Raw genomic sequence first — 21,023 nt, forward strand, 5'->3', positions numbered from 1 at the left:
ATCACGCGCAGACAGGCTGCGGCGTTAGCCTTGGCGTCTCTGCGATTTGTATCCCGGTTTAGGTCCCGTCACTCCAAGGCCCATGAAAGACGCCGGGTTTATCGACACGCGCGACCCCGTGGCGGCCGAAAAAGTCCCGTTGACCTTGTATCAAATCGGCGGTTCCGCGCGCTTGGCTCATTGCGTCCAACCAGCCTAGGGCCGCCATCATGACCGGAACCGGCTGAGCGGCGGCAATAGCCGTGGTGACTACTTGGCGCAGCGCGGGAAGACACAACGCAAGCTCATCCGCAAATTCAGGGCAGAAGGCCAGAGTGTCAGCCCGGTCACGACCGCGTAACGCGGTAGCTATTTCATCCAAAAGATCTGAACGGATGATACAGCCCGCCCGCCAAATCTCGGCACAACGCGCGAGGTCCATAGCCCAGTCGAATTCGCTGGACGCAGCTTGCAACAAATCGAAACCCTGACTGTGGCAGACGATACGCGTCGCAAGTACGGCCTGATGCAGCACCGCCGGGTTCAGATCGACCTTGGCGCGTGGTTGTGCAAACAGCGCAGCACCTGTTGCCCGGCCATTGCGGTCCGCTGACCAAACCCGCGCGCCAACCGCAGCCTCGATGGTTGACACCGAAACACCCTGGGTTAGGGCTTCAATAGCCGTCCACCGGCCAGTTCCTTTCTGGCCGGCACTGTCGACGATCAGATCGACAAAGGGCTGGCCGCTATCCGGGTCATGGGTACGCAGAACCGTGGCGGATATCTCCATCAGATAGCTTTTCAGGACACCCTTGTTCCAATCATCGAACAGGTCCGCAATCTGCGTGGTAGACCACCCCGCCCCGTGACGCATCAGCCCGTATGCCTCGGTGATGAGCTGCATGTCGGCATATTCGATCCCGTTATGCACGGTTTTGACGAAATGGCCCGCGCCGTCAGGGCCAACCCGATCAACGCACGGTTCACCCTGGAAATCTGCGGCAATCGCTTCGAGCATCGGACGAACGCCGTTCCAGACGGCCTCGGTTCCGCCGACCATCATGGCTGGACCGGTTCTTGCTCCGTGCTCGCCGCCGGAAACACCCATACCCAAATAGGCCAGTCCCTGTTTCTCGAGCATCGTTGCACGACGCCGCGTGTCGTGAAAATTGGCGTTCCCTGCGTCAATGATCACATCACCGGGTTGCAGATACGGCTGCGCCTCGGTGATCGAGTCGTCCACCGCCTGCCCCGCCGGTACAAGCAATATGATCGCCCTTGGCGACGGCATTGACTTGACCATGTCCGCGAGACTGCGGTGGCCGGTAAAGGCATCCCCAAGACAGTCCGCACGGGCCAGAAACTTGTCCGTATCTTCAGCTACAAAAGAGGCGACATGCAGGCCATAGCCCTTTTCGGCAATGTTCAACGACAAAGCCGAACCCATCGTGCCCAGGCCATAAAGGCCAAAATGCGTAGTGCTCATTTAAGGGTCTTTCGTCTTATTCCCGGGGTGCCTAGTGGATTGCGATGCCGGGGAACAGGATCAGCAAGCCGACTGCGGTGATCTGAAGCATGATGAAAGGCAGCAGCGCACGGAAAATCTCGCCCAGACTGATATCAGGTGGCGCAACACTTTTCAGGTAAAAGGCGGCTGGCCCAAAGGGTGGCGACAAAAAGCTGACCTGCATGTTCATGGCGAAAAGGACACCAAACCAAATTGGGTCATAGCCCAGGCTTGTCACGATTGGGACAAAGATCGGCATGGTCAGAAGAGCCACCCCAACCCAGTCCAAGAACATGCCAAGCACAAACAGGATCAGCATCATGAACAGGATCACAATGGTCGGGTTGTCAGAAATCCCCGTGATCAGCGCCTGCACAAATCGGATGCCACCCATCAGGTTAAACACACCCACCAGAGCCGATGCTCCGATACCAATCCAGACGATCATTCCAACGGTAGCCAGCGTTTGACGCGCGGCGCCAAGGATCAGGGAAAATGTGAACTCACGCCGGATCATGGTCGAAAGGGTCACGCCCAACACACCTACGGCAGAGGCCTCGGTTACGCTGGCGATACCGCCATAGATCGAGCCGAGAACAAAGATCACAACCAGAACCGGGAGGACCAACCCCTTAAGCAAGCGCAGCTTTTCGGCCGTGGATATTTCGTCCGGTTCCGGAATCGGCGCAACCTCGGGGTTGGTATAGGCCCGAAAAAGAATGTAAGCGGCATACATACCGGCAAGCATCAGACCCGGCAAAAAAGAGGCGGTGAACAAGTCGCCGATTGATACGCTGGCGGTCAGGCCATAAATGATCAGAACGATCGATGGCGGGATCATGGTGCCCAATGCGCCACCCGCGCAACAAACGCCGATCGCCAGGCGTCGGTCGTAGCCCAGCCTCAGCATCTGCGGCAGTGCGATCACGCCCAAAAGCACGACTTCGCCGCCGATGATGCCAGACATTGCCGCAAGAACCACTGCGACCAGCAAGGTCTGTATCGCCACGCCGCCGCGCAAGCGTCCACCGACGATACGCATTGCATCGAACAGATCGCGCGCAATGCCGGAACGGTCAAGGATCGCCGCCATCAGGACGAACATCGGCACCGAGACGAAAACAAAGGAATTCACAAAGCTGAAGATACGGCTGACGATCAACGGGATCGCGTTTGGTCCAAACCAACCCAATGCAAAAATCAGCGCCACCAGCAGCGTCACAAACGCCAGCGGCATGCCGGTCAGCAGCAAAAGCAGAAGCGAGCCGAACATCAACAGCGTCGCGGTTTCGATCCCAAGTGACTTGAGATCGGGAATCAGGGCAAGCAGCTCGGTCATTTCCGCCTCAGGTAATTTACGGCAAGAACAGCGAATTGAACGGACATCAGGATCAGGATGCACATGAGAAAAAGTTTCATGAGGCCCGGTGTTGGCGGATCCCATGCGGAACCTGAGGTTTCAAGGCGGAACTCACCCGCCGGCGTCCAGACTGCACGCTGAACAACGAGCCAGGCAGCCCACGAAAACAAGGCTGTAGCGGTCGCACAAACAAGCGAGATGCCGATGTTGAAAGCGCGCCTAAGCTGTGGTGTCAAAAGGTCATAGATAAGAACGACGCGAATGTGCTTGTTGGTCGCGGCCGCATAAAGGCCGCCGAATACAAAGGTGATCGCTGTCAGGAAGATCACCGTTTCATGCGCCCATTTGGTCGGAGCGTTGAAGCCGTAGCGCATGACCACTTCGAAAATCAAGGCACAGGCGGACAGGACGATAGCGATTGCGAATACATCGCCCAGACGAGTTACCAGACGACCCAAAGCTCCGGCCTCGGGTATCGATTCCTGCCTGTTTTCTTTGGCTTCGGTCTGATGTGCCATTTGCTTTTTCCAACTTGAAGACCGACCCGACGGCTGTGGTCGGGTCGGCCCAATGTTACGTTAGGTCGGGGTTATTCGGCCAACAGCCCCTGTTCGACCAGATATGCTGACAGTACGTCGTATACGCGCTGCGCGTTATCCGATTTTCCTGCAATTTCTGCCCACTGCGACTTGGCGATTGCGCGGAATTTGGCGCGCTCTTCCGCGGACCAGTTGTGTACGGTGATGTCAGGATTGGCGATGGCTTCGGCCACGGCGACCGCGTCCCGCATCGCAAGCTGGCTCGTCATGTCACGCGCAAAGTCACGCACCGACATTTCAAGGATCGCCTGAAGATCCGGCGACATGCTGTCCCATGTTCCCTTGTTGATCGATACTTCGACCAGCGGCATTGAGTGGAAGCCGGGGTAGACCGGGTGGCCCGCCACATCATGCATGCCCTGCTGGTGGTTGGTCGAGAATACGGTGTAATCCGCCGCGTCGATGACGCCTTTGTCCAGCGACGTAAACACTTCGGACCCCGGCAGGTTCACAGGAGCGGCTCCTGCAGCCAGGAACACATTCTGCACCAGACCTTCGGGCGCGCGCATCTTCAAACCTTTCAGGTCATCGACGCCATCAAGCGGCACTTTCGAGATGAATGCCTCAAGGCCCGGTGTGGTTGCGCCGATGAACTGCAGACCATAGGGGTTCAAGAGATCATTCATGAGCTCTTTACCGCCGCCGTATTCGATGAAGTTCAGCATCTCGGAAGGCGAGCCATAGGCGCCAACCGGGTTTGCGATCAGGCTGAAAGCAGCATCCTTGCCCGCGAAGTACGACGTGTCAGTCACGTGCCCATCAATGATGCCCGAGGCGACAGCGTCCTGTGTTTCGGTATGCTGAACAATGGAACCCACCGGCAGCATCTCGACCGTGACGCGGCCACCAGTCAGAACGCCGATCCGCTCGGCCCACTGTTGCTGCAGCACGAAGTTGGGGTTGCCCGATGGGTCCGAAGACTGAAAGCGCAACGCAAAGTCGGCGGCCAGTCCGGCCGTCGCCGTGCAGGCCACAACCGCAGTGGCGGCAATGGTTTTCAGAAATGTCATGGTTAGGTCTCCTCCTGTTGAATTTCCGTCAGGCATGGCCCCCCGTCGTGGGTGGCCCAATTAAGTTTGGCTAAAACGTCATCGACGATGCGGCCTTGGCTTAGGCTGGCATCCAAGGCGATGTGATCCTCGGCCGTTGTCGGCGGTTCCAGATCGGCAAGCTGGCTGTCCAGCAACGTGAGCGGCATAAAGTGGTTGGTCCGGGCCGTCATGCGTTCGGCTATAACGTCTCGCGGGGCATTCAGAAAAACGAATTTCGCGTTTGGCAAATCTGATCTCAGGATATCACGATAGGACTGCTTGAGCGCTGAGCAGGCAACAACGATATCCTTGTCAATATCTGCCTCGTGCTGTTGTCTGACCTCACGAGCGATCCCTCTGAGCCATGGACCCCGCATCGCGTCGTTCAATGGCACGCCACGCCGCATGGCCTCAATGTTCTCTGGCGGATGGAACTCGTCGGCCTCGACATAAAGCCCTGACATGCGATCAGCCAATGCCCGCGCGACCGAGGTTTTGCCGACACCGCAAACCCCCATCACAACTAAGGTCAGGCCACATTCGCCGTTCATTCACGTTCCTCCTGCTAAGCATGATCATTAATGATTGCGCAATCATTTTGCAATCAGATTTTTCTGATTATATAATTTCCTTTAAAAACAGGGTCAGAAGCGATGACAAAGCCAACTTTGGTAGATGTTGGAAAAGAAGCAGGAGTTAGCGCAATCACGGTGTCGCGCGCGCTTCGCTCACCCGAGAAGGTGTCCGACTCGCTACGGGCGAAAGTCGATGCGGCGGTGCGCAAGCTGGGTTATGTACCCAATCAGTCTGCGTCAACGCTGGCATCGAGCGAGACCAACTCTATCGTCGTCATGATCCCGTCCATTTCCAACAATGTGTTCACGGATGTTCTGCGCGGAATTGAGGATGCGCTTAAACATACGCGCTTGACCCTACAGATCGGCAACACGGGTTACGACCCGATCGAAGAAGAACGCGTGCTGCGATCCTTCCTTAATCCGGCGCCAAAAGGGGTTATCCTTGCCGGTATCGAACAGACGAATGAAACCCGGCAGATGTTGGCCAATGTCGGGGTGCCGGTGGTGCAGATCATGGATCTGAGTGACGCGCCGATCGATCAAATCGTGGGGTTTTCTCATGAAGACGCGGCTTTTGCGGCTGCGAACCATTTGATCGACAGAGGCTACTGCAACGTTGGTTTTCTTGGTGCGCAAATGGACCCCCGCTCACAAAAACGTCTGGCCGGGTTCCGAAAGGCACTGCAGAACGCCGGTATGTACGATGAGCGGGCTGTCGCGGTCACCAACCGGCCGTCCGACGTGAACATCGGCGCCATTCTTTTTGGAAAGCTGACAACCCAGTACCCGGAATGCGACGCGGTGTTCTGCAACAACGATGACCTTGCGCTTGGCGTCTTGTTCGAATGTCAGCGTCGCGGCATCAGGGTTCCGACCGAGCTTGGGATATGTGGATTCAATGATCTTGGTGTGACGTCGCAATGCGTTCCCACGATCTCGACCGTACGAACACCGCTTTACGATATGGGTGCCAAGGCCGGGAAAATATTGGTCGACGGCGGCGCGGGCACCAAGGACAGGCAAGTCGACCTCGGCTTTTCACTTGAAATTCGAAACAGCTCGCTCCGCTAATTCGCAATTACCGTTGATGAGCTTGCAACCCGATAAGCCCGCTGACCTCGTTCAGTATTCCGGTGGTCGCCGCGACCCAGCCAAATCGAAACACGCAGGCAAGGTAAAGCGAGTGCACCTCAGCCCTGCCTACGGTTTTCGCACTGCCAAACCTTTATTGCGACGTCCACCCACCATCGACGGGAATAGTTGTTCCCGTCACGTTATGCGTGATCGGATCACATAGCCAAAGGGCCAGCGCGCCGATTTCAGAGGGGTTAGATGTGCGGCGCGACGGTTGTTTTTCTGCAAGAAGGTCGGCAATCCCTTTCTCGCGATCCCCGCCGAAATGAGCCGCACGGGCCTCTACTTGGGGTTCGATGATCGCTGTTTCAGTCCAACCTGGCGCGATGCAGTTGACCGTCACTCCGCCGCTTTGTTTGCTACCGGCACGCGCATATTCCAACGCAGCCACTTTACTTAACCCGACGATCCCGAACTTGGAGGCAACGTAGGGGGCCTTGTTTACCGAGGCGACAAGCCCGTGGACCGATGCAATGTTAATCACCCGGCCAAAGCCACGTTCAGCCATCGTCGGCATGGCAAGGCGCATCGTGTGAAAAGCACCTGACAGATTGACTGCCAATACAGCGTCCCAAGTGGCAGCGTCGGCCTCTGCCAGGCTTACGGTCTTTTGAATCCCGGCGTTGTTGACAAGAATGTCTGCCCCGCCCCAATCCGCAACATCACTCATCATCTTTTCGATCGCAAAAACGTCGCGCATGTCTGCGTCGAAGAACCGGACCTCTGGGCTGCCGGCATCTTCCAAAACCTGCGCTGCGGCGTCGACGTCATCTGCGCTTGCCAAGCCATGAAATGCGATGCGCACCCCGGCATCCGCAAGGGACTTTGCGATAGCAAGACCAATGCCTTGGACCGACCCCGTAACAAGCGCAGTTTTTCCCTTAAGCTGACTCATTAGATTGCATCCTTCTGCAACGTGGCGCGTAGTTCAGTTTTCAGTATTTTGCCGTAGTTGTTCTTTGGCAAAGCGCTGGTAAAGCGATAGATTTTCGGCCGTTTGAACCGGGCGATCCGATCCAGGCACATTGCGTCCAGATCATTTTCGTCCACTTGCTCGCCACTACGGCAAACAACAAAGGCAACAACGATTTCACCCCATTCGCTATCTGGTTGGCCCACAACGGCGACCTCTTGCACTCTGGGATGTGAAAGCAAGACTTCCTCAACTTCGCGCGGATACACATTCGACCCACCGGTAATGATCATGTCCTTGGAGCGATCTTGCATGGTCACATAGCCGTCTTTATCCATGCGACCCATGTCTCCGGTCCATAGCCAGCCATTGCGTATAGCTTTTTGCGTAGCTTCCGGATTTTGCCAATAGCCCTTCATAACCGTACGACCACGAACCACGATTTCGCCAATCTCCCCAACAGGCACCTCGTGACCCTCTGTATCGACGATTGAGACCTGAACCTCGGCTTGCGCATACCCCACGGAATTCAGGCGTTCGCGCCAGCGTGGATGCGTTCTGTCCGACACGTCCCCCCGCGGTAGCACGGAAATGCCCATGGGACATTCACCCTGGCCATACACCTGCACAAAACGGGACCCAAGGATTTCCGTCGCCTCAAGAATATCAGCCTCGTACATGGGACCGCCGGCATAAACGATGGTCCGCAAGCCTTCGCCGGACTGCCCGGACGCGCGCGCGGTATCGACCAATCGCTTTACCATGGTCGGAGCCGCAAACATGGACACTGAACCAATCTGCGCGGCAAGATCAAGGATTTCAGCCGCATCAAACCCACCGCTTTGCGGCACCACATGCCGTGCACCTCGCAGCACGTGCATGAAGTTGTAAATGCCTGCGCCGTGGCTCATCGGTGCGGCATAAACGATCGCATCTTCGGGCCAGACTTCATCCACATCCGCAAAGTAGGTCAGCGTCATTGAGGTCAGATTGCCAGCTGTGATCATCACGCCTTTTGGGCGACCGGTCGTTCCAGACGTGTAGAACAACCAGATCAGATCGTCCGCGTCCCGCAAAACCGGAGCGTCGGACCCCGACATATTTCGCTGATCCTGGAAAGTAGCACTGTCGAAAGACAGAAGCACGACATCTTCCGGCAGGCAGTCGGCCAAATCCTGGGATGTTTTCTTATCGACAAAAACCATGCGCGCGCCCGAGTCCGCAATGATCCAGGCGGCTTCTTTTGCGTGCAGCTTGGCGTTGATCGGCACCGCGGCCGCCCCCAACCACCAAATGCCATAAAGCGCCTCAAGATACTCGGTTCGGTTTCCACAGAACAGCGCAATCCGGTCATCTTCTCGAATACCCTGCGCTTTCAACGCTGCAGCCAAAGCCGCTGCACGTTTGTTAAACTCTGCGTAGTCTGCCACGCACTCGTCGGCACGAAACAGCGCCGGCGACTGGGGCATCCGCTTTGCCGTTCGTTCTAACCAGATCGCCGGATTCATGCGACGGCCTCCAGGATTGAGCAATAGTTCGCCACGCCCGAACCGCCCATATTGAACACAGCCGCCAGTTGCGCACCGGGAACCTGCATCGCGTCGGCAGACCCGGTGACTTGCCGAGCTGCAAGAACATGCATCGAGACACCCGACGCGCCCACCGGATGCCCCTTGGCCTTTAATCCGCCCGACAAGTTGACAGGCAATCGCCCACCGCGTGCCGTCACCCCGTCTTCGACCAGCAGCCCGCCCTGCCCTTTGGGGGCAAGGCCCATGGCTTCGTAGATAAGCAACTCGGCGATGGTGAAACAGTCATGAACCTCGGCCAGATCAAGATCTTCCACGGAAATACCCGCCTCAGCAAACGCAGCAGCAAAGGTGTGTTTCGCTGCGGTCAGTTCAGTCAGGTCACGTTGCGACATCGGAAGGACGTCATTCATCTGAACGGCCGCCCGAAACCCGACTGCGCGAGGAAAGTCGCCGACCAGATCGTCGGCAACCATGACCATTGCAGCAGCGCCATCACTGACCAAAGAACAGTCTGTCATTCGCAGCGGGGATGCGATCATCGGGTTTTTATCCGAAATCGTGTTGCAAGCGGCAAACCCCAAGTCTTTTTGCAAATGCGCCAACGGGTTGTCCAATGCGGCCTTGTGGTTCTTGGCTGCTATCACCGCCAGAGCGGCAGACTGATCGCCGTAGGCCTGAAAGTAAGACTGAGCAAAGCGCGCAAAGATTTGCGGAAATGATACTCCGGCCTCTTCGGCCTGATAAGAGGCACCGGCCAAGGCTTCGGTAACACCTTTTGTATCTCGACCAGTCATCTTTTCCGCGCCGATCACCAGCGCCCGACGCACGCGCCCGGACCGGATGGCATCGCGCGCAGCATAGATCGCGGCAGAGCCGGACGCACAGGCATTTTCAACCCGCGTCGCTGGAATAAACCGCATCTTGGGATCAAGTCCCAACACCAGTGACGACCCAAAGGCATCCGGCACCAGCCCGTTGTTGAAATGCCCTAGCCAAATTGCGTCAACGTCCCCGGGGGCCAGCCCCGCGTGATCAAGCGCCTCGCGCGCGGCGTCAATGATCAGGTCTTCAAAGCTTTTGTCATTAAGCGCACCAAAACGGGTGTGGCCCCAGCCAACGATCTTTGCATCCATGCTTGCCTCCCTTATTGCGGCAATGAATACTACGTTGATCGGGGCTACGCCAATTCCGGAAAAATACGTAAAGGATATACATGACGGGTCTGGCTGACATCGCATTCGAGAACGCGCCGGTCGGCCTGATCTATTCCGAGGACAGGATCATTCGGCGCTGCAATCCCTGTTTTGCGGAGATGTTTGGCTATCACCCGGATGAGTTGCACAACACCTCGCTGTCGCGCCTTTACCCGTCAGTTGCTGAGTTCGACCATATCGGAAGGATCGGGCTGCGAAAAATGGCGGGAGGAGGTCGTTACGCTGATGAACGGATCATGCGGCGCGCTTCAGGAGAATTGTTCTGGTGCCGGGTAAGGGGCCAATCGCTGACACCCGATACACCGTTCAACAAAGCAGTCTGGACGTTTTCAGATTTATCAGAAGTCCGCCCAAGTACAGGTCTGACATTACGAGAAAGGCAAGTTGCAAAGCTGATGATCGGCGGCGTCACGACCAAGGAAATCGCGCATGAATTGGGAATATCTCCAAGAACAGCCGAAGTTCACAGAGCGCGCCTGTTGAAGAAAATGGACGCGAAGAACGGCTTGGAACTTGTAGCACGCCTTGTCGGCATCCCTTTGTGATAGAGGCCCCTTTTTTAACACGAAGACGTTTGTTTCCGGGTAACAACGGGAACCGGGTCTGGATGTATTGGTATCAAAGCGTTGGCCTTTGGTGGGCATTCGATCTGTGCCTAAGCTTTTTTAGTTCAGATGCTGGCCGCGTCGGTTTCTGCTGGATACGAGATGAACGCGCGAATCGACCGTTCTACTGTTGGCAGACTGGCGTCATCTGTAGCCAGCCATCCGGCTTCTTTTTCACGCGATAGATTTGCGCCAAAGTAAACGACCCTTTAAACTCGCTTTGGGCTTAGGGGTTAAGAGGACTCAATCGAGACAGGGGAATTCTATGGGATTGGTCATCACCTCGATTTTCGTGCCTCCTGCTGTTGAACAATGCAAACCTTTGAATGATGCTTAGGTTCTAGCGAGAGTTGTAAGCACAATTCGACCTCAAAACAGCACAAGCTGACTTTTTTGAGGCTGAGCCGCTTTACGATTTTCCTCATCAATCGCGGGATATTGGTGACTTGTCACAAACACCTGCTTCACACGTCCGCTTGCAGGGTGAAACCGAATGCGCCGTGCTTTGTTTCCTCCAACCGATGACGAAACACACTCAATACCTTCTTCGGTTAAGTACCTTTGAACGAAGTTTGTGTTTTCCGCTCCGACATCGGGTAGATTGGGAAGCATGTTGCCACCGCCAAAAATCTTGGCACGAAGATTACTGCGTGTCCCACCGAGTTTCAGGATGCCATTGACCAAAAGCTCCATCGCGTTGATACCGTAGCGGCTGCTTTGATCCTCGACCGAACCTGCGGCAAGAAGAAAGTGGTTCATTCCACCAACTCCTTCCTTTATGTCATACAAACACGCTGAAATGCATGATCCCAATATCGTAGAAAAGACTACGTCGGTCTTGTGAGTCACTTTGAACTCGCCCTGCAGCACGCCAACTGCGGGCGCTTTTTCGAGATAGTCCGTCAATGCAGCTCCTATTCTCATTTTTGAATTGAGCTTGCGCCCAACAGCGTTGACGCCATTCGGACAAGAGGCACCTGACGTTGGGCTGCCCCGAGCTGCCACGCAGCGCGCGGCATACCATAAACGACCGAGCTGCGCTCATCCTGAACAAAGGTGGCGGCACCCGCCTGTCGAAGCGCCAGTAACCCTTCGGCCCCGTCCCGCCCCATGCCTGTCAAAACGGCTGCGACCACTCTTGAAGCTATGGGGCGAGCGGACAAGAACACTTTATCCACGGAAGGAACATGCCCTGACACAGGCGGTCCTTCCGTCAGTCTTGCGCGCAGTGGCGTGCCCGAACTCAATTCAAGATGTTGCCTGTAGCCAGCAGCAATGCACACCAGACCGGATTCCAAAACCAAACCGTTTTGGGCCGCAACCACGCGCGCGGGGCAAAGCCGCGACAAAAGGTCAATCAACCCCCCGCCAAAGTCTTCACCCGTGTGTTGAACAATGACTGTCGGTGGGCAATCGGCAGGAAAACGTTTGAGGATCGTACTCAGTGCATCTACCCCGCCCGTCGAAGACCCGATGATAATGATCTTGGAATCCTTATTACTTTTCGACGAGTCTGTGGGACGTTTCATGTGCGTCGCGTTTTTTACTTCTTTGATCCACGACACGTACGAGGCGGCTGTGTCGCTTTTGCGGAAAACCCGTGGACCTGCAGACGTTTTGGCAGATCCTTTTTCTCCAACATATACGCAAACGGATTTTAACTCATGAAACAGTGTCTTCATAGTTTCGAACTCTGGAATATCTGTAAATCCCTGCTCGATAATGACAGCCGAAGGCTGCAGCTCCTCACTCGTTGCGTAGGCCGCCATAAGATTGTCCACTATGAGGATCCGAACGCCGGGCGCCACTTCGCCGAACTGACTTTTCAAGCGCGTCGCCCAAAAGGGATCAGTGCTAACGACCAAGATATTTTTCACTTTCAAACACCCACACTGCATTTGGCGTCAATGGCCCCTTCCACCCAAAGCGCGGGAAAGGGGCCAAACAATTTCAAAACTCCTGCCAGACCTCAGGGCCGTCCAACTGGCCATTGACTGCGATTGGCCGTGCTTCCACTTTTGTGTTCGGGCCCCAATCTGCACCGTGGGCCGTTGGGCGCTTGATCTCGACAACTGTGGACTGTGGTTCATCAAATTCAGTTTCAACTCGGAACCGGGCCACAAGTTCAGACAGTTTTGCCGCATCCGAATTCAACAGGTGACTTGAAGCAGAAGACTCTTCAACCATGGCAGCGTTCTGCTGTGTCACTTCGTCCAGCTGAGTCACGCCGATGTTAATCTCACCCAGCCCTGTGGACTGTTCCGCTGCACCATCGGCGATTTCCGACACCATCTGAGAGATGTGACCGACCCTATCCACAATTCTATTGAGCGCTTCCCCGGCCTTTCCGACAAGATCTACGCCACGTTCAACCTGCTTGGAGCTATTGCCGATAAGTGTCTTGATTTCCATCGCAGCTTCGGAACTGCGCTGAGCCAGGGCCCGAACTTCAGAGGCAACAACCGCGAAGCCACGCCCCGCGTCGCCTGCGCGTGCAGCTTCGACCCCGGCGTTCAAAGCCAGCAGGTTAGTTTGGAACGCAATGTCGTCAATGACACCGATGATCTGGCTGATATGGCTTGCGGATTCTTCGATTTCCGTCATCGCTGCAACAGCGTTCTGGACCACTGCCCCACTGTCTTCGGCTTCCTTGCGCGACTCCGTCATCGTCACCTCAACCGACTTTGCACCTTCAGCTGCGGATTTTACGCTTGCAGTCATTTCATCCAGTGCGGCTGCAGTCTGCTCGAGCGTTGCAGCCTGGCTTTCCGTCCGGTGTGAAAGGTCTTCGGAAGCCTGCGATATCTCAGCCGCGCCCTGGCGGATACTGTTAGACGTGTTGATCACTTCGACCACGGTTGCATTCAGCGTTTGCATTGTTGTGTTGAAGTCTTGACGAAGCTGTTCGTGATCGGACCGGAACGGTACCGTGATGGGTTGCGAGAAATCGCCAGCGGACAAACGTCGCAGACCTATACTCAGTTCTTTGACCACTTCTTCTTGCTCACGCTGATGCTGGTTACGTTCCTCTTCGGCCTTCCGAGCTTCACGCAGGTCATCGCGCATTCGGACAAGTGTCTTTCCGATCGTTCCAAAATCGTCGCGGCGCGTTGCCTCAGGCACTTCGACATCAAGATCGCCTTGGGTCACCTGTTCCATTGTATGGCGAAGCGAATTGATGGGTCCGGTAATTGTACGGGCAAAAAGCCAGCCGACCACCGAAAGAACCAGTGCGCAGGCAATTGAAACCAAAATCTGGAAGTTTCGTTCCGCCCTTACTGGCGCCAGAATTTCATCCAGCGATTGCTCGGCAACTAAAGCCCAGCGGTCGTTGTGAAAAACGATCGAGGACACATAAGAGGCAACTCTGTCGCCGTTGATACCTGTTGCATTGGGGAAAAAGCTGGTGTTGCCGCTCAGCGCGAATTCAATCTGCTCGCTGAACGGCACTTTCTCCAGAACCTTCACACCATTCTCGAATCGGGACGCAATGCGTGTATTGTAATCTTCTCCGACAAGAAGGACTTCACCGGTTTCACCTAGACCAACCGGGTTGTTAACAATGCCGTCCAACACGGCGATTGGCACCTGAATGACCAGAACACCGACATAGTCGCCGCTTTCGTTGGTGACTTTCGTCGCGACGAAACTGGCCGGAACGTTATTGCTTGGCTCGTAAGGAGACAGGTCTGAAAAGTGAACAGTGCCGGGTGCGTCGGTTGCCGCATCCCTGAAGACTTGCCCAAGCCCCGAGTCCCTGAAACGCCCGTTCAGCAAATTGGTTGTAAAGTCTTTTTCTTTTTTCACCGAATAAACAACATCCCCCTGCGGGCTAACCAGCAGAACATCATAGAAACCCTTGGAATCAACGATCGACAAAAAGGGAGGATGAAACCGACCGTGGTGCATGTGATACACTTCAGACCCTTCGGCTTTGCTCAATAACTGGCGCTCGCCGGCAGGATAAGGATTTCCGGAAATGTAGGCTGTGGTCAGGGCTTGCCGTGGATCGCCTTCCGATGTGCTCCAGGTTGCTGAGAACCATTCAAGCGCCGTCGATGTAGAAGGGACCGCCGCCAAGGCCAAAACATCCGCATCCAAGCCTTCTAACCAGCTTTGCAACGTCACTTCACGTTCCAAAACCAACGTTTTGAAGTGTTCTTCGACGTTTTGTAGGGCGGTGTCCCGAAATCGGAGATCGCTTAATGTCACCAACACAACGGTAACCAGTGCGCAAAACCCTACAATCGTGAGTGGAAGTTTCAACGCCAGTTTTGGCGACAAAATCATCTTCATTTTGTTCTCCAACAGTTATCGTGCAGGGGTCTGCCCGCCGCATTTCCTCCTTTTTTCAGCTCAGGTGTTAATTTATCGCTTAACGTCGTCCTTTGGTTTGATCGGAAATTGATTAGACTTTTCTCTTTTTAGTGACTTCAGATTAGTTTACTTCGCGCTATGCCGATCAGCGACGGCGCCTTTGCGATCCTCTTCGACGAGGTGAAGTCACTGACGAGCCCTGACAACCAATCTGTCCCGCCTCCGAAGGCAGGTTACGAGTTGCTCATAGCCATAGCCGAACTAAATCCCGTGGATGAAAACAAACTCGTCAGCCGCCAAAGACGCCAGACTGCTGTTGATTTTGGGCGATCAACTCAGCCTTGATATCTCCTCTTTGCGCGCCGGAAAGCCTGACCGTGATATTGTCCTAATGGCAGAGGTGCAGGACGAAGCGAGCTATGTCCCGCATCACAAAAAGAAGATTGCGTTCGTTTTTTCCGCCATGCGTCATTTCGCAGCCGAATTGGAAGACGCTGGGTGGTCGGTGAGATATGTAAAACTGGACGATCCCGACAATAGTGGCGATCTGCCTGGTGAACTTGCGCGCGCCGTAAAAGATCACGGCATCGACCATGTGCTGATGACAGAGCCGGGAGAGTTTCGACTGAAGGCTGTATTGTCGGACTGGTCCAAAGACGCGAAGACCGAACTGGAAATGTTGGATGACGACCGGTTTCTGGCCTCTCATGCCGAGTTTCGCGATTGGGCCGAGGGGCGCAAGCAGTTGCGGATGGAATACTTCTACCGGGAAATGCGACGCAAAACCGGGCTGTTGATGGACGGGGACGCTCCGGAAGGCGGCAAGTGGAACTTTGACAGCCAGAACCGCAAGCCCGCCAAATCAGACCTTTTCATGCCGCGGCCGCGGGCAACAGAACCTGACGCCATAACGGAAGAGGTCCTGAAACTGGTCGAAGACCGGTTCGATGATAATTTTGGAACCTTGCGCCCTTTTTGGTTTGGCGTGACGCGTGCGGACGCGCTGAAAGCACTGACGATGTTTGTGGAACAGGCCTTGCCGCGTTTCGGCGACTATCAGGATGCGATGCTAGAGGGCGAGCCGTTCCTGTATCACTCGGTTCTGTCGCTATACATCAATGCAGGGCTTCTTGACCCGCTTGAAACCTGCGAACGCGTTGCACAGGCCTATCATGACGGTGATGCACCGTTGAACGCGGTCGAGGGCTATATCCGCCAAATCATCGGATGGCGCGAATACATGCGGGGCATCTACTGGCACAGCGGACCAGAGTACACGCAACAGAATTTTTTCGGGGCAAAGCGGCCATTGCCGGATTTCTATTGGACCGGGCACACAGACATGGCGTGCATGGCCGCTGCGATCGGACAGACAAAAGAAGAAGCTTATGCCCACCATATTCAGCGCCTCATGGTGACCGGGAACTTTGCCATGTTGGCCGGTATCGACCCGCACGACGTGCATGAATGGTATCTGGCTGTTTATGCGGACGCCTACGAATGGGTCGAGGCACCAAACGTGATCGGAATGAGCCAGTTTGCAGATGGCGGATTGCTGGGTTCAAAACCTTACGCAGCCAGCGGAAACTACATCAACAAGATGTCGGATCACTGTGCCAACTGCAGCTATGATGTGAAACAAAAGACAGGGTCCGACGCATGCCCGTTCAACCCGCTCTATTGGGATTTTCTGTTGCGCAACGAAGAAAAGCTGCGCGGTAATCCGCGCCTTGGTCAAGTGTACCGCACATGGGACAAAATGGATGAGGCCAAGAAAAAAGAATACCGTGACAGCGCGCGGGCGGTATTGGACAGGCTTTAGACCGCGTAACCTAAAGACCTAAGAATAGGAGGAATTTTCTTTTTCAGGCCAAAGAAGCCGCGCGTCGCGTGTGGCCACGCCAGGCTGTCATAGTCCCGACGAATTTGACACAGCGTTAGTCCGGCACGGTCGAGTCGCGCGTTCTGTAGTTGCGTGGCGACTGGTCCGACAGGTGCAAAGCCGGTGACAACAGTTTTTACACCTGCCGTTTCGGCCGCTTCGATTATCTGTTCAGCCCAGCTTTCATCTTCGGCCCCAACCGCGCCAACCGCATCCGAGACCGCGCCCGCCGCAAAGGATTGTACAATTGGCCCGATCGCTAAAGATGATCGTCGTTGCGTGGCAAGTAGCCCGATCTCTGCTTTGGGTTGGCGCGGCAATGTTGCACCAATTTGACAATCGTCTTCAGTCACCAGAAGCAGAAAACCTTCGTCCGGCATAGCATCTGGCAAGGGAATTGGAACGCGAGGATGCGTGAACTCTTCAGTCAAAGGCTCTGCTGTCTTAGCCAACTGCCCCTCGGGATTGAACCTGCCATTCGTGTACTTGGCGATATTGGACGGCCGGGCGAGATAGGTTTTCCCCTTGGTGTGCAAACCGGCAACCCAGCGCCAGCTTAGCGTGTTGGACGCAGGGTCGCCGTCAAGCAGATGGCGAATGAAGAAGTCGGCGCCCAATTCCCAGGGCAGACGCAATGTGAACACCCAGATCGAGGCGAACCACATCCTTGTATGGTTGTGCAAATACCCCGTCTTGATCAGTTCGCGGGCCCAGTGATCAAAGCACTCGATGCCAGTTCGCCCTTCGACGGCGTCGTTGTAGTCGGTCGTTCGCGCACAATCGTCCAGTGCGCGATGAAGTCCCTCGTTGTAAGACGTCCAGACACTTGGGTGCTGCTGTAACCAGCCTTTGAAATAGGTGCGCCAGAAAACCTCTTGTACGAACTTTTCCGCCGCTGAATATGAGTGGCGCGCCAATGTTGCGTTCAGAACCTCTTGTTCAGTGATCAGGCGGTGCCGTATCCACGGGGACAGAGCCGAAACGTTGCTGCGTCTGTCGGGACCGAAGTCGAAATTGCGCTGGCTGGCATAGTGCTTGCCTGTACGCGCAGCAAACTGATCCAACCGCAAAAGCCCAGCCTGTCGTGTGGGTGAAAACTCTGCTGCCCTTACATGATCGCCCTGTGTTTCGAACAAGTCCCCGGTACTCATGCGACACGCCTGCAACGTTTCGAACAGTAACGTACTTCGTCCCAAACTTGCGCCCATTTCTTCCGCCACGTGAATGGTCGACCGCAGGTCGCGCAGATCTTAGTGGGCAGATCTGATTTCTTTCGCATTTTCATTGTTGATCCTCGAATGGTAGGGACATTTGGGTATCTGGTTCCCTTTTCCGGCGCCCACCCCGATTGCGTGTTCCGCTTTTCCGGCTGGCATGTTTGGAAACTATGGCAGCAGCTTCCGCCCGAAAGCCTTCGCCTTTTCGCACAGCCCAGATCGCTTCTCGCGCTGCTCGAGCAGCTGCGATGTGGTCGACGATTGGCTCCGGATAAGCCTTCCCCAGCACGTCCGCGGCATTTTCCGCCTTCCACGGTTCTTGCAGAAACCTATCGGGGATCGCGGCCAGTTCTGGCACCCACTTTCTGGTAAAGCGCCCCGTTGGGTCCTGATCGTGGCCTTGTTTCACCGGGTTGTAAATCCGAACCGCGTTAATCCCCGTGGTTCCGGATTGCATCTGAACCTGGCTCCAATGAATGCCGGGTTCATAATCGGTGAAATTGCGGGCAAGGTGCAGCCCCGGAGCACGCCAATCCAGCCAAAGGTGATAGCTTGCAGTTGCCATGACCATCGATCGCATCCGGAAATTCAGCCACCCCGTTGCCCGCAGGTACCGCATGCACGCATCCAGAAACGGCAAACCGGTTTCGCCTTTGGCCCACGCGTCCAGCTTATCTTGATCCGGGGCAGATGGGCGGATTCCCTTGTAGCCGCGATGCAGGTTCTCATATTCAAGTCTCGGCTCAGACTCGAGCTTTTGGATAAAATGACAATGCCAGTGCAGCCGTCCGTTGAACGAAGTCAGTGATCCGCGCCAAGACGATTTTCCTTTTGGCGGAGTGTCCCGCAGCGCACGTTGCCGCGCCCATGTCGCCTGAGCGATTTCGCGCATCGATAGTGTGCCCCATGCCAGATGCGGTGAAAGCCGAGAGCAGGCTGTTTCGCCCTCAACCGGTGACGACATCGCGCGACGATAAGGTTCGCCACGCTTTTGCAGAAAACTGTCAAGCAGGCTTTGCCCTTCTGCCCGCCCGCCTTTCTGACGCAGCGGGCAGTGATCAGGCGCAAGACCAAGTGTTTCCGCGGTCGGAATGTCACCTACATCCAGTGACAGCGGTCCAAGATTCGGAGGGTTTGTTACGGCCTCTGACATGAACGCATCCCAGCGCTCGGCCCATCCATTTCGGGATTTCATTCGCCGGACGACGCCGTGATTCTGAACCTCGTTCCAAGGGATGCTGTGCGCGCGGCACCAGTCTCCGACACGCAGGTCGCGCTGAAACGTCCAGTCATTACCGGTTTCTTCATGTGACCAGAGCGCGGTCAGGCCGTGATCCCGGTGAAGGTCGCTCAGGATTTCAACAGTGTTGCCAGTGCGTACGATAAGAGGCTGACCCAGCTTGTGCAGGTCGGCGCGCAGTTGGTGCAACGTTTCTGCGATAAAGCTCCATTGCCGACCAGACATGTCGGGCGCGCGCCAGAGCTCAGGCTCAGCCACGTAAAGCGGCAAAACCGCGCCATGCGCCGCAGCCCGTGCCAAAGCGCGGTTGTCTTGAACCCGCAGGTCACGCTTGAACCAAACGACGTGCAACGTCACTCCTCACATCCGATTTCTTTCGCTCTGACGTAAGGCGATTTTCGTTTGTCTCAATTCTGAATGTCGCCGCGTGATCTGGAACCAGCATTCCCGCCGGCTGCACGGCGTGTAAACATCTGTTCAAGGTCGACGGTGCCGGGTAAGGCGATAGTGGCGCTGCGACTTCCTAAAGGACTCACACATGATTCACGGCAACCCCGCTCTGATAGACGCAATCCGAAACCGCTTCGCTCATGTCGAAAACTGCCCGTTTCAAGGTAAGCGGATCTTTTTCGAGAACGCAGGCGGTGCATTGACGCTGAAGACGGTGGTCGAGACTTCGGCCTTCTATGCCGCTATTCCAGACAATCCGGGGCGCATAAACCCAGGCGGCCAAGGCACGCAGAATGTAATCGATAAGGCCAAAGCGGATTTGGCAGTGTTCATGAACACCTCGACCGGTCAGTTCTTCGCGGGGGAAAGCGGTACTGAGTTGCTGTTCCGCTTGATCCGTACCGCTTGCCTCGCCGCGCCCAAGGGGGCCAAGGTCATCGGCTCATCGATCGAACACCCCGCCACCCGCAGCGCCGCACGCCGCTGGGCCGAGATTGCCGGTTTGGACTATGTGAACGTTCTGCATGACAACGCAACCGGGTTGGTCACGGCCGAGGACTACACCGCGCAAATGACGCCGGACGTGGCGGTGGCAACGATCCTTCACGCCTCGCCCGTGACGGGTATGGGCATGGATGTAGCAGCGATTTCAAAGGCTATCAGGGCCGTAGCGCCGGATTGTATGATCGTTGTCGATGGCATCCAGCACGCGGCTCACGGACAGTTGGATTTGGATAGCTACAAGGTCGATGGCTACGTGATCTCACCGTACAAAATGTTTTCACGCCACGGATATGGCATCGCCTGGATCTCCGACCGACTGGGCAGCATCCCGCATGATATGCTGATTGACGCGCCCGCAACGGGCTGGGAATTTGGAACGCGTGACGCGGGTTCATACGCCACAGTCTCGGATGTCGTGTCGTATTTCGACTGGCTGGGCGGAGAAGTCTCGGATGAAACTGACCGGCGCAAACGGATCGAAGCCGCAGGGCATGCCATCCGTGACTATGAAACCCATCTGACCAACACTGCAATCAACGGCACCGGTAACCTGCCGGGACTGAGAGAGATGGAACACGTCACAATTCTGGCTGGGCCCGATAATCCCGCGCGCGAAGGGCTTGTTTCCATCGTGGTCGAGGGAAAAGCTTCGGAAGATGTGGTGGAAATCCTGAACCAACAAGGTATCCGAACCCATACGCGCAAAGCAGACCACTATTCCGGCAACGTGCTCACGCCGCTGGGCTTGTCGGATTGTATCCGCATCTCCTTTTGTCACTACAACACCGAACAGGAAATCGCGCGCCTTCTGGCTGCGATCAAAGTGCTGGGCCCCGACGATTGACCGCGGTCGCGAGGCTTTGGACGCGTTGCGATCCAGCCCGTGATTAAAGCGTCTCGCGTTATAAACACGCGATGTTCGTTCAGAAAAAAGGCGCCCGGAATTGGGCGCCTTTCGTTT

18 protein-coding genes are annotated in these 21,023 nt (G+C 55.7%); 4 read left to right on the forward strand and 14 right to left on the reverse strand.

The features are described 5' to 3' along the window. Nucleotides 1-58 precede the first annotated feature (58 nt). The 5 genes from gndA to LCM21_RS07640 all read right to left on the reverse strand — a co-directional run bounded on the left by gndA (nucleotide 59) and on the right by LCM21_RS07640 (nucleotide 5,027). Nucleotides 59-1,465: an NADP-dependent phosphogluconate dehydrogenase gene (gene gndA / locus LCM21_RS07620; RefSeq protein WP_224890065.1), complete on the reverse strand. Its 1,407-nt coding sequence runs from the start codon at nucleotides 1,463-1,465 to the stop codon at nucleotides 59-61. A gap of 31 nt (nucleotides 1,466-1,496) precedes the next feature. Further along, complete coding sequence (locus LCM21_RS07625; RefSeq protein WP_224890066.1) at nucleotides 1,497-2,825, reverse strand: TRAP transporter large permease; 1,329 nt, start codon at nucleotides 2,823-2,825, stop codon at nucleotides 1,497-1,499. Next, a complete protein-coding gene (locus LCM21_RS07630; RefSeq protein ID WP_224890067.1) occupies nucleotides 2,822-3,364 on the reverse strand; it encodes a TRAP transporter small permease subunit in 543 nt (180 codons plus the stop codon). Before LCM21_RS07630 ends, LCM21_RS07625 begins: the two co-directional genes overlap by 4 nt. Nucleotides 3,365-3,435: 71 nt before the next feature. Further along, nucleotides 3,436-4,455: a TRAP transporter substrate-binding protein gene (locus LCM21_RS07635; protein ID WP_224890068.1), complete on the reverse strand. Its 1,020-nt coding sequence runs from the start codon at nucleotides 4,453-4,455 to the stop codon at nucleotides 3,436-3,438. 2 nt (nucleotides 4,456-4,457) lie between these two features. Continuing rightward, nucleotides 4,458-5,027 carry a gluconokinase gene (locus LCM21_RS07640; RefSeq protein ID WP_224890069.1) on the reverse strand — a complete coding sequence of 190 codons (570 nt, stop codon included), beginning with the start codon at nucleotides 5,025-5,027 and terminating at the stop codon, nucleotides 4,458-4,460. A gap of 102 nt (nucleotides 5,028-5,129) precedes the next feature. Between LCM21_RS07640 and gntR the strand changes: the two genes are divergently transcribed. After that, nucleotides 5,130-6,125: an HTH-type transcriptional regulator GntR gene (gene gntR, locus LCM21_RS07645; RefSeq protein WP_224890070.1), complete on the forward strand. Its 996-nt coding sequence runs from the start codon at nucleotides 5,130-5,132 to the stop codon at nucleotides 6,123-6,125. 154 nt (nucleotides 6,126-6,279) lie between these two features. Here the strand turns inward: gntR and LCM21_RS07650 are convergent, their stop codons facing one another. Genes LCM21_RS07650 through LCM21_RS07660 form a run of 3 tightly spaced genes read right to left on the reverse strand, consistent with a single transcriptional unit; the run spans nucleotide 6,280 to nucleotide 9,766 of the window. After that, on the reverse strand, nucleotides 6,280-7,083 hold the full coding sequence (locus LCM21_RS07650) for an SDR family NAD(P)-dependent oxidoreductase (protein WP_224890071.1): 804 nt from the start codon (nucleotides 7,081-7,083) through the stop codon (nucleotides 6,280-6,282). Then, nucleotides 7,083-8,609, reverse strand: coding sequence for an AMP-binding protein (locus tag LCM21_RS07655; protein WP_224890072.1), 1,527 nt, complete (start codon nucleotides 8,607-8,609; stop codon nucleotides 7,083-7,085). Before LCM21_RS07655 ends, LCM21_RS07650 begins: the two co-directional genes overlap by 1 nt. Beyond that, the gene (locus LCM21_RS07660; protein WP_224890073.1) at nucleotides 8,606-9,766 is read right to left on the reverse strand and encodes an acetyl-CoA acetyltransferase; all 1,161 of its coding nucleotides are present in this window, start codon (nucleotides 9,764-9,766) and stop codon (nucleotides 8,606-8,608) included. The genes LCM21_RS07655 and LCM21_RS07660 overlap by 4 nt, the downstream gene beginning before the upstream one ends. Before the next feature lie 80 nt (nucleotides 9,767-9,846). Here LCM21_RS07660 and LCM21_RS07665 point away from each other — a divergent pair, with 80 nt between their 5' ends. Beyond that, the gene (locus tag LCM21_RS07665; protein ID WP_404818121.1) at nucleotides 9,847-10,392 is read left to right on the forward strand and encodes a LuxR C-terminal-related transcriptional regulator; all 546 of its coding nucleotides are present in this window, start codon (nucleotides 9,847-9,849) and stop codon (nucleotides 10,390-10,392) included. A 429-nt stretch (nucleotides 10,393-10,821) separates the two neighbouring features. Here LCM21_RS07665 and LCM21_RS07670 read toward each other — a convergent pair whose 3' ends face one another. The 3 genes from LCM21_RS07670 to LCM21_RS07680 form a co-directional block, all read right to left on the reverse strand. Beyond that, complete coding sequence (locus tag LCM21_RS07670; protein WP_224890074.1) at nucleotides 10,822-11,358, reverse strand: chemotaxis protein CheD; 537 nt, start codon at nucleotides 11,356-11,358, stop codon at nucleotides 10,822-10,824. A gap of 14 nt (nucleotides 11,359-11,372) precedes the next feature. Next, nucleotides 11,373-11,981, reverse strand: coding sequence for a CheB methylesterase domain-containing protein (locus LCM21_RS20770; RefSeq protein ID WP_319003907.1), 609 nt, complete (start codon nucleotides 11,979-11,981; stop codon nucleotides 11,373-11,375). Nucleotides 11,982-12,402: 421 nt separating this feature from the next. After that, entirely contained in the window at nucleotides 12,403-14,748 is a 2,346-nt protein-coding gene (locus LCM21_RS07680) for a methyl-accepting chemotaxis protein (protein WP_224890076.1), read from the reverse strand. A 295-nt stretch (nucleotides 14,749-15,043) separates the two neighbouring features. Here LCM21_RS07680 and LCM21_RS07685 point away from each other — a divergent pair, with 295 nt between their 5' ends. Next, nucleotides 15,044-16,591: a cryptochrome/photolyase family protein gene (locus tag LCM21_RS07685; protein WP_224890077.1), complete on the forward strand. Its 1,548-nt coding sequence runs from the start codon at nucleotides 15,044-15,046 to the stop codon at nucleotides 16,589-16,591. On the opposite strand, the gene LCM21_RS07690 is transcribed toward LCM21_RS07685, so the two are convergent. The 3 genes from LCM21_RS07690 to LCM21_RS07700 are packed head-to-tail and all read right to left on the reverse strand — an operon-like array spanning nucleotide 16,588 to nucleotide 19,465. Then, nucleotides 16,588-17,802: an FAD-binding domain-containing protein gene (locus LCM21_RS07690; RefSeq protein ID WP_224890078.1), complete on the reverse strand. Its 1,215-nt coding sequence runs from the start codon at nucleotides 17,800-17,802 to the stop codon at nucleotides 16,588-16,590. The two genes, LCM21_RS07685 and LCM21_RS07690, sit on opposite strands and share 4 nt — an antisense overlap. Then, nucleotides 17,799-17,930 (reverse strand): DUF2256 domain-containing protein, encoded by a 132-nt coding sequence (locus LCM21_RS07695; protein ID WP_455431318.1) that lies wholly within the window; start codon nucleotides 17,928-17,930, stop codon nucleotides 17,799-17,801. The genes LCM21_RS07690 and LCM21_RS07695 overlap by 4 nt, the downstream gene beginning before the upstream one ends. 2 nt (nucleotides 17,931-17,932) lie before the next feature. Further along, entirely contained in the window at nucleotides 17,933-19,465 is a 1,533-nt protein-coding gene (locus LCM21_RS07700; protein ID WP_224890080.1) for an FAD-binding domain-containing protein, read from the reverse strand. Nucleotides 19,466-19,646: 181 nt separating this feature from the next. Here LCM21_RS07700 and LCM21_RS07705 point away from each other — a divergent pair, with 181 nt between their 5' ends. Next, the gene (locus LCM21_RS07705) at nucleotides 19,647-20,906 is read left to right on the forward strand and encodes an aminotransferase class V-fold PLP-dependent enzyme (protein ID WP_224890081.1); all 1,260 of its coding nucleotides are present in this window, start codon (nucleotides 19,647-19,649) and stop codon (nucleotides 20,904-20,906) included. Nucleotides 20,907-21,023 lie beyond the last annotated feature (117 nt).

Source organism: Ruegeria profundi (assembly GCF_020171505.1).
Taxonomy (GTDB): Bacteria; Pseudomonadota; Alphaproteobacteria; order Rhodobacterales; family Rhodobacteraceae; genus Ruegeria; species Ruegeria profundi.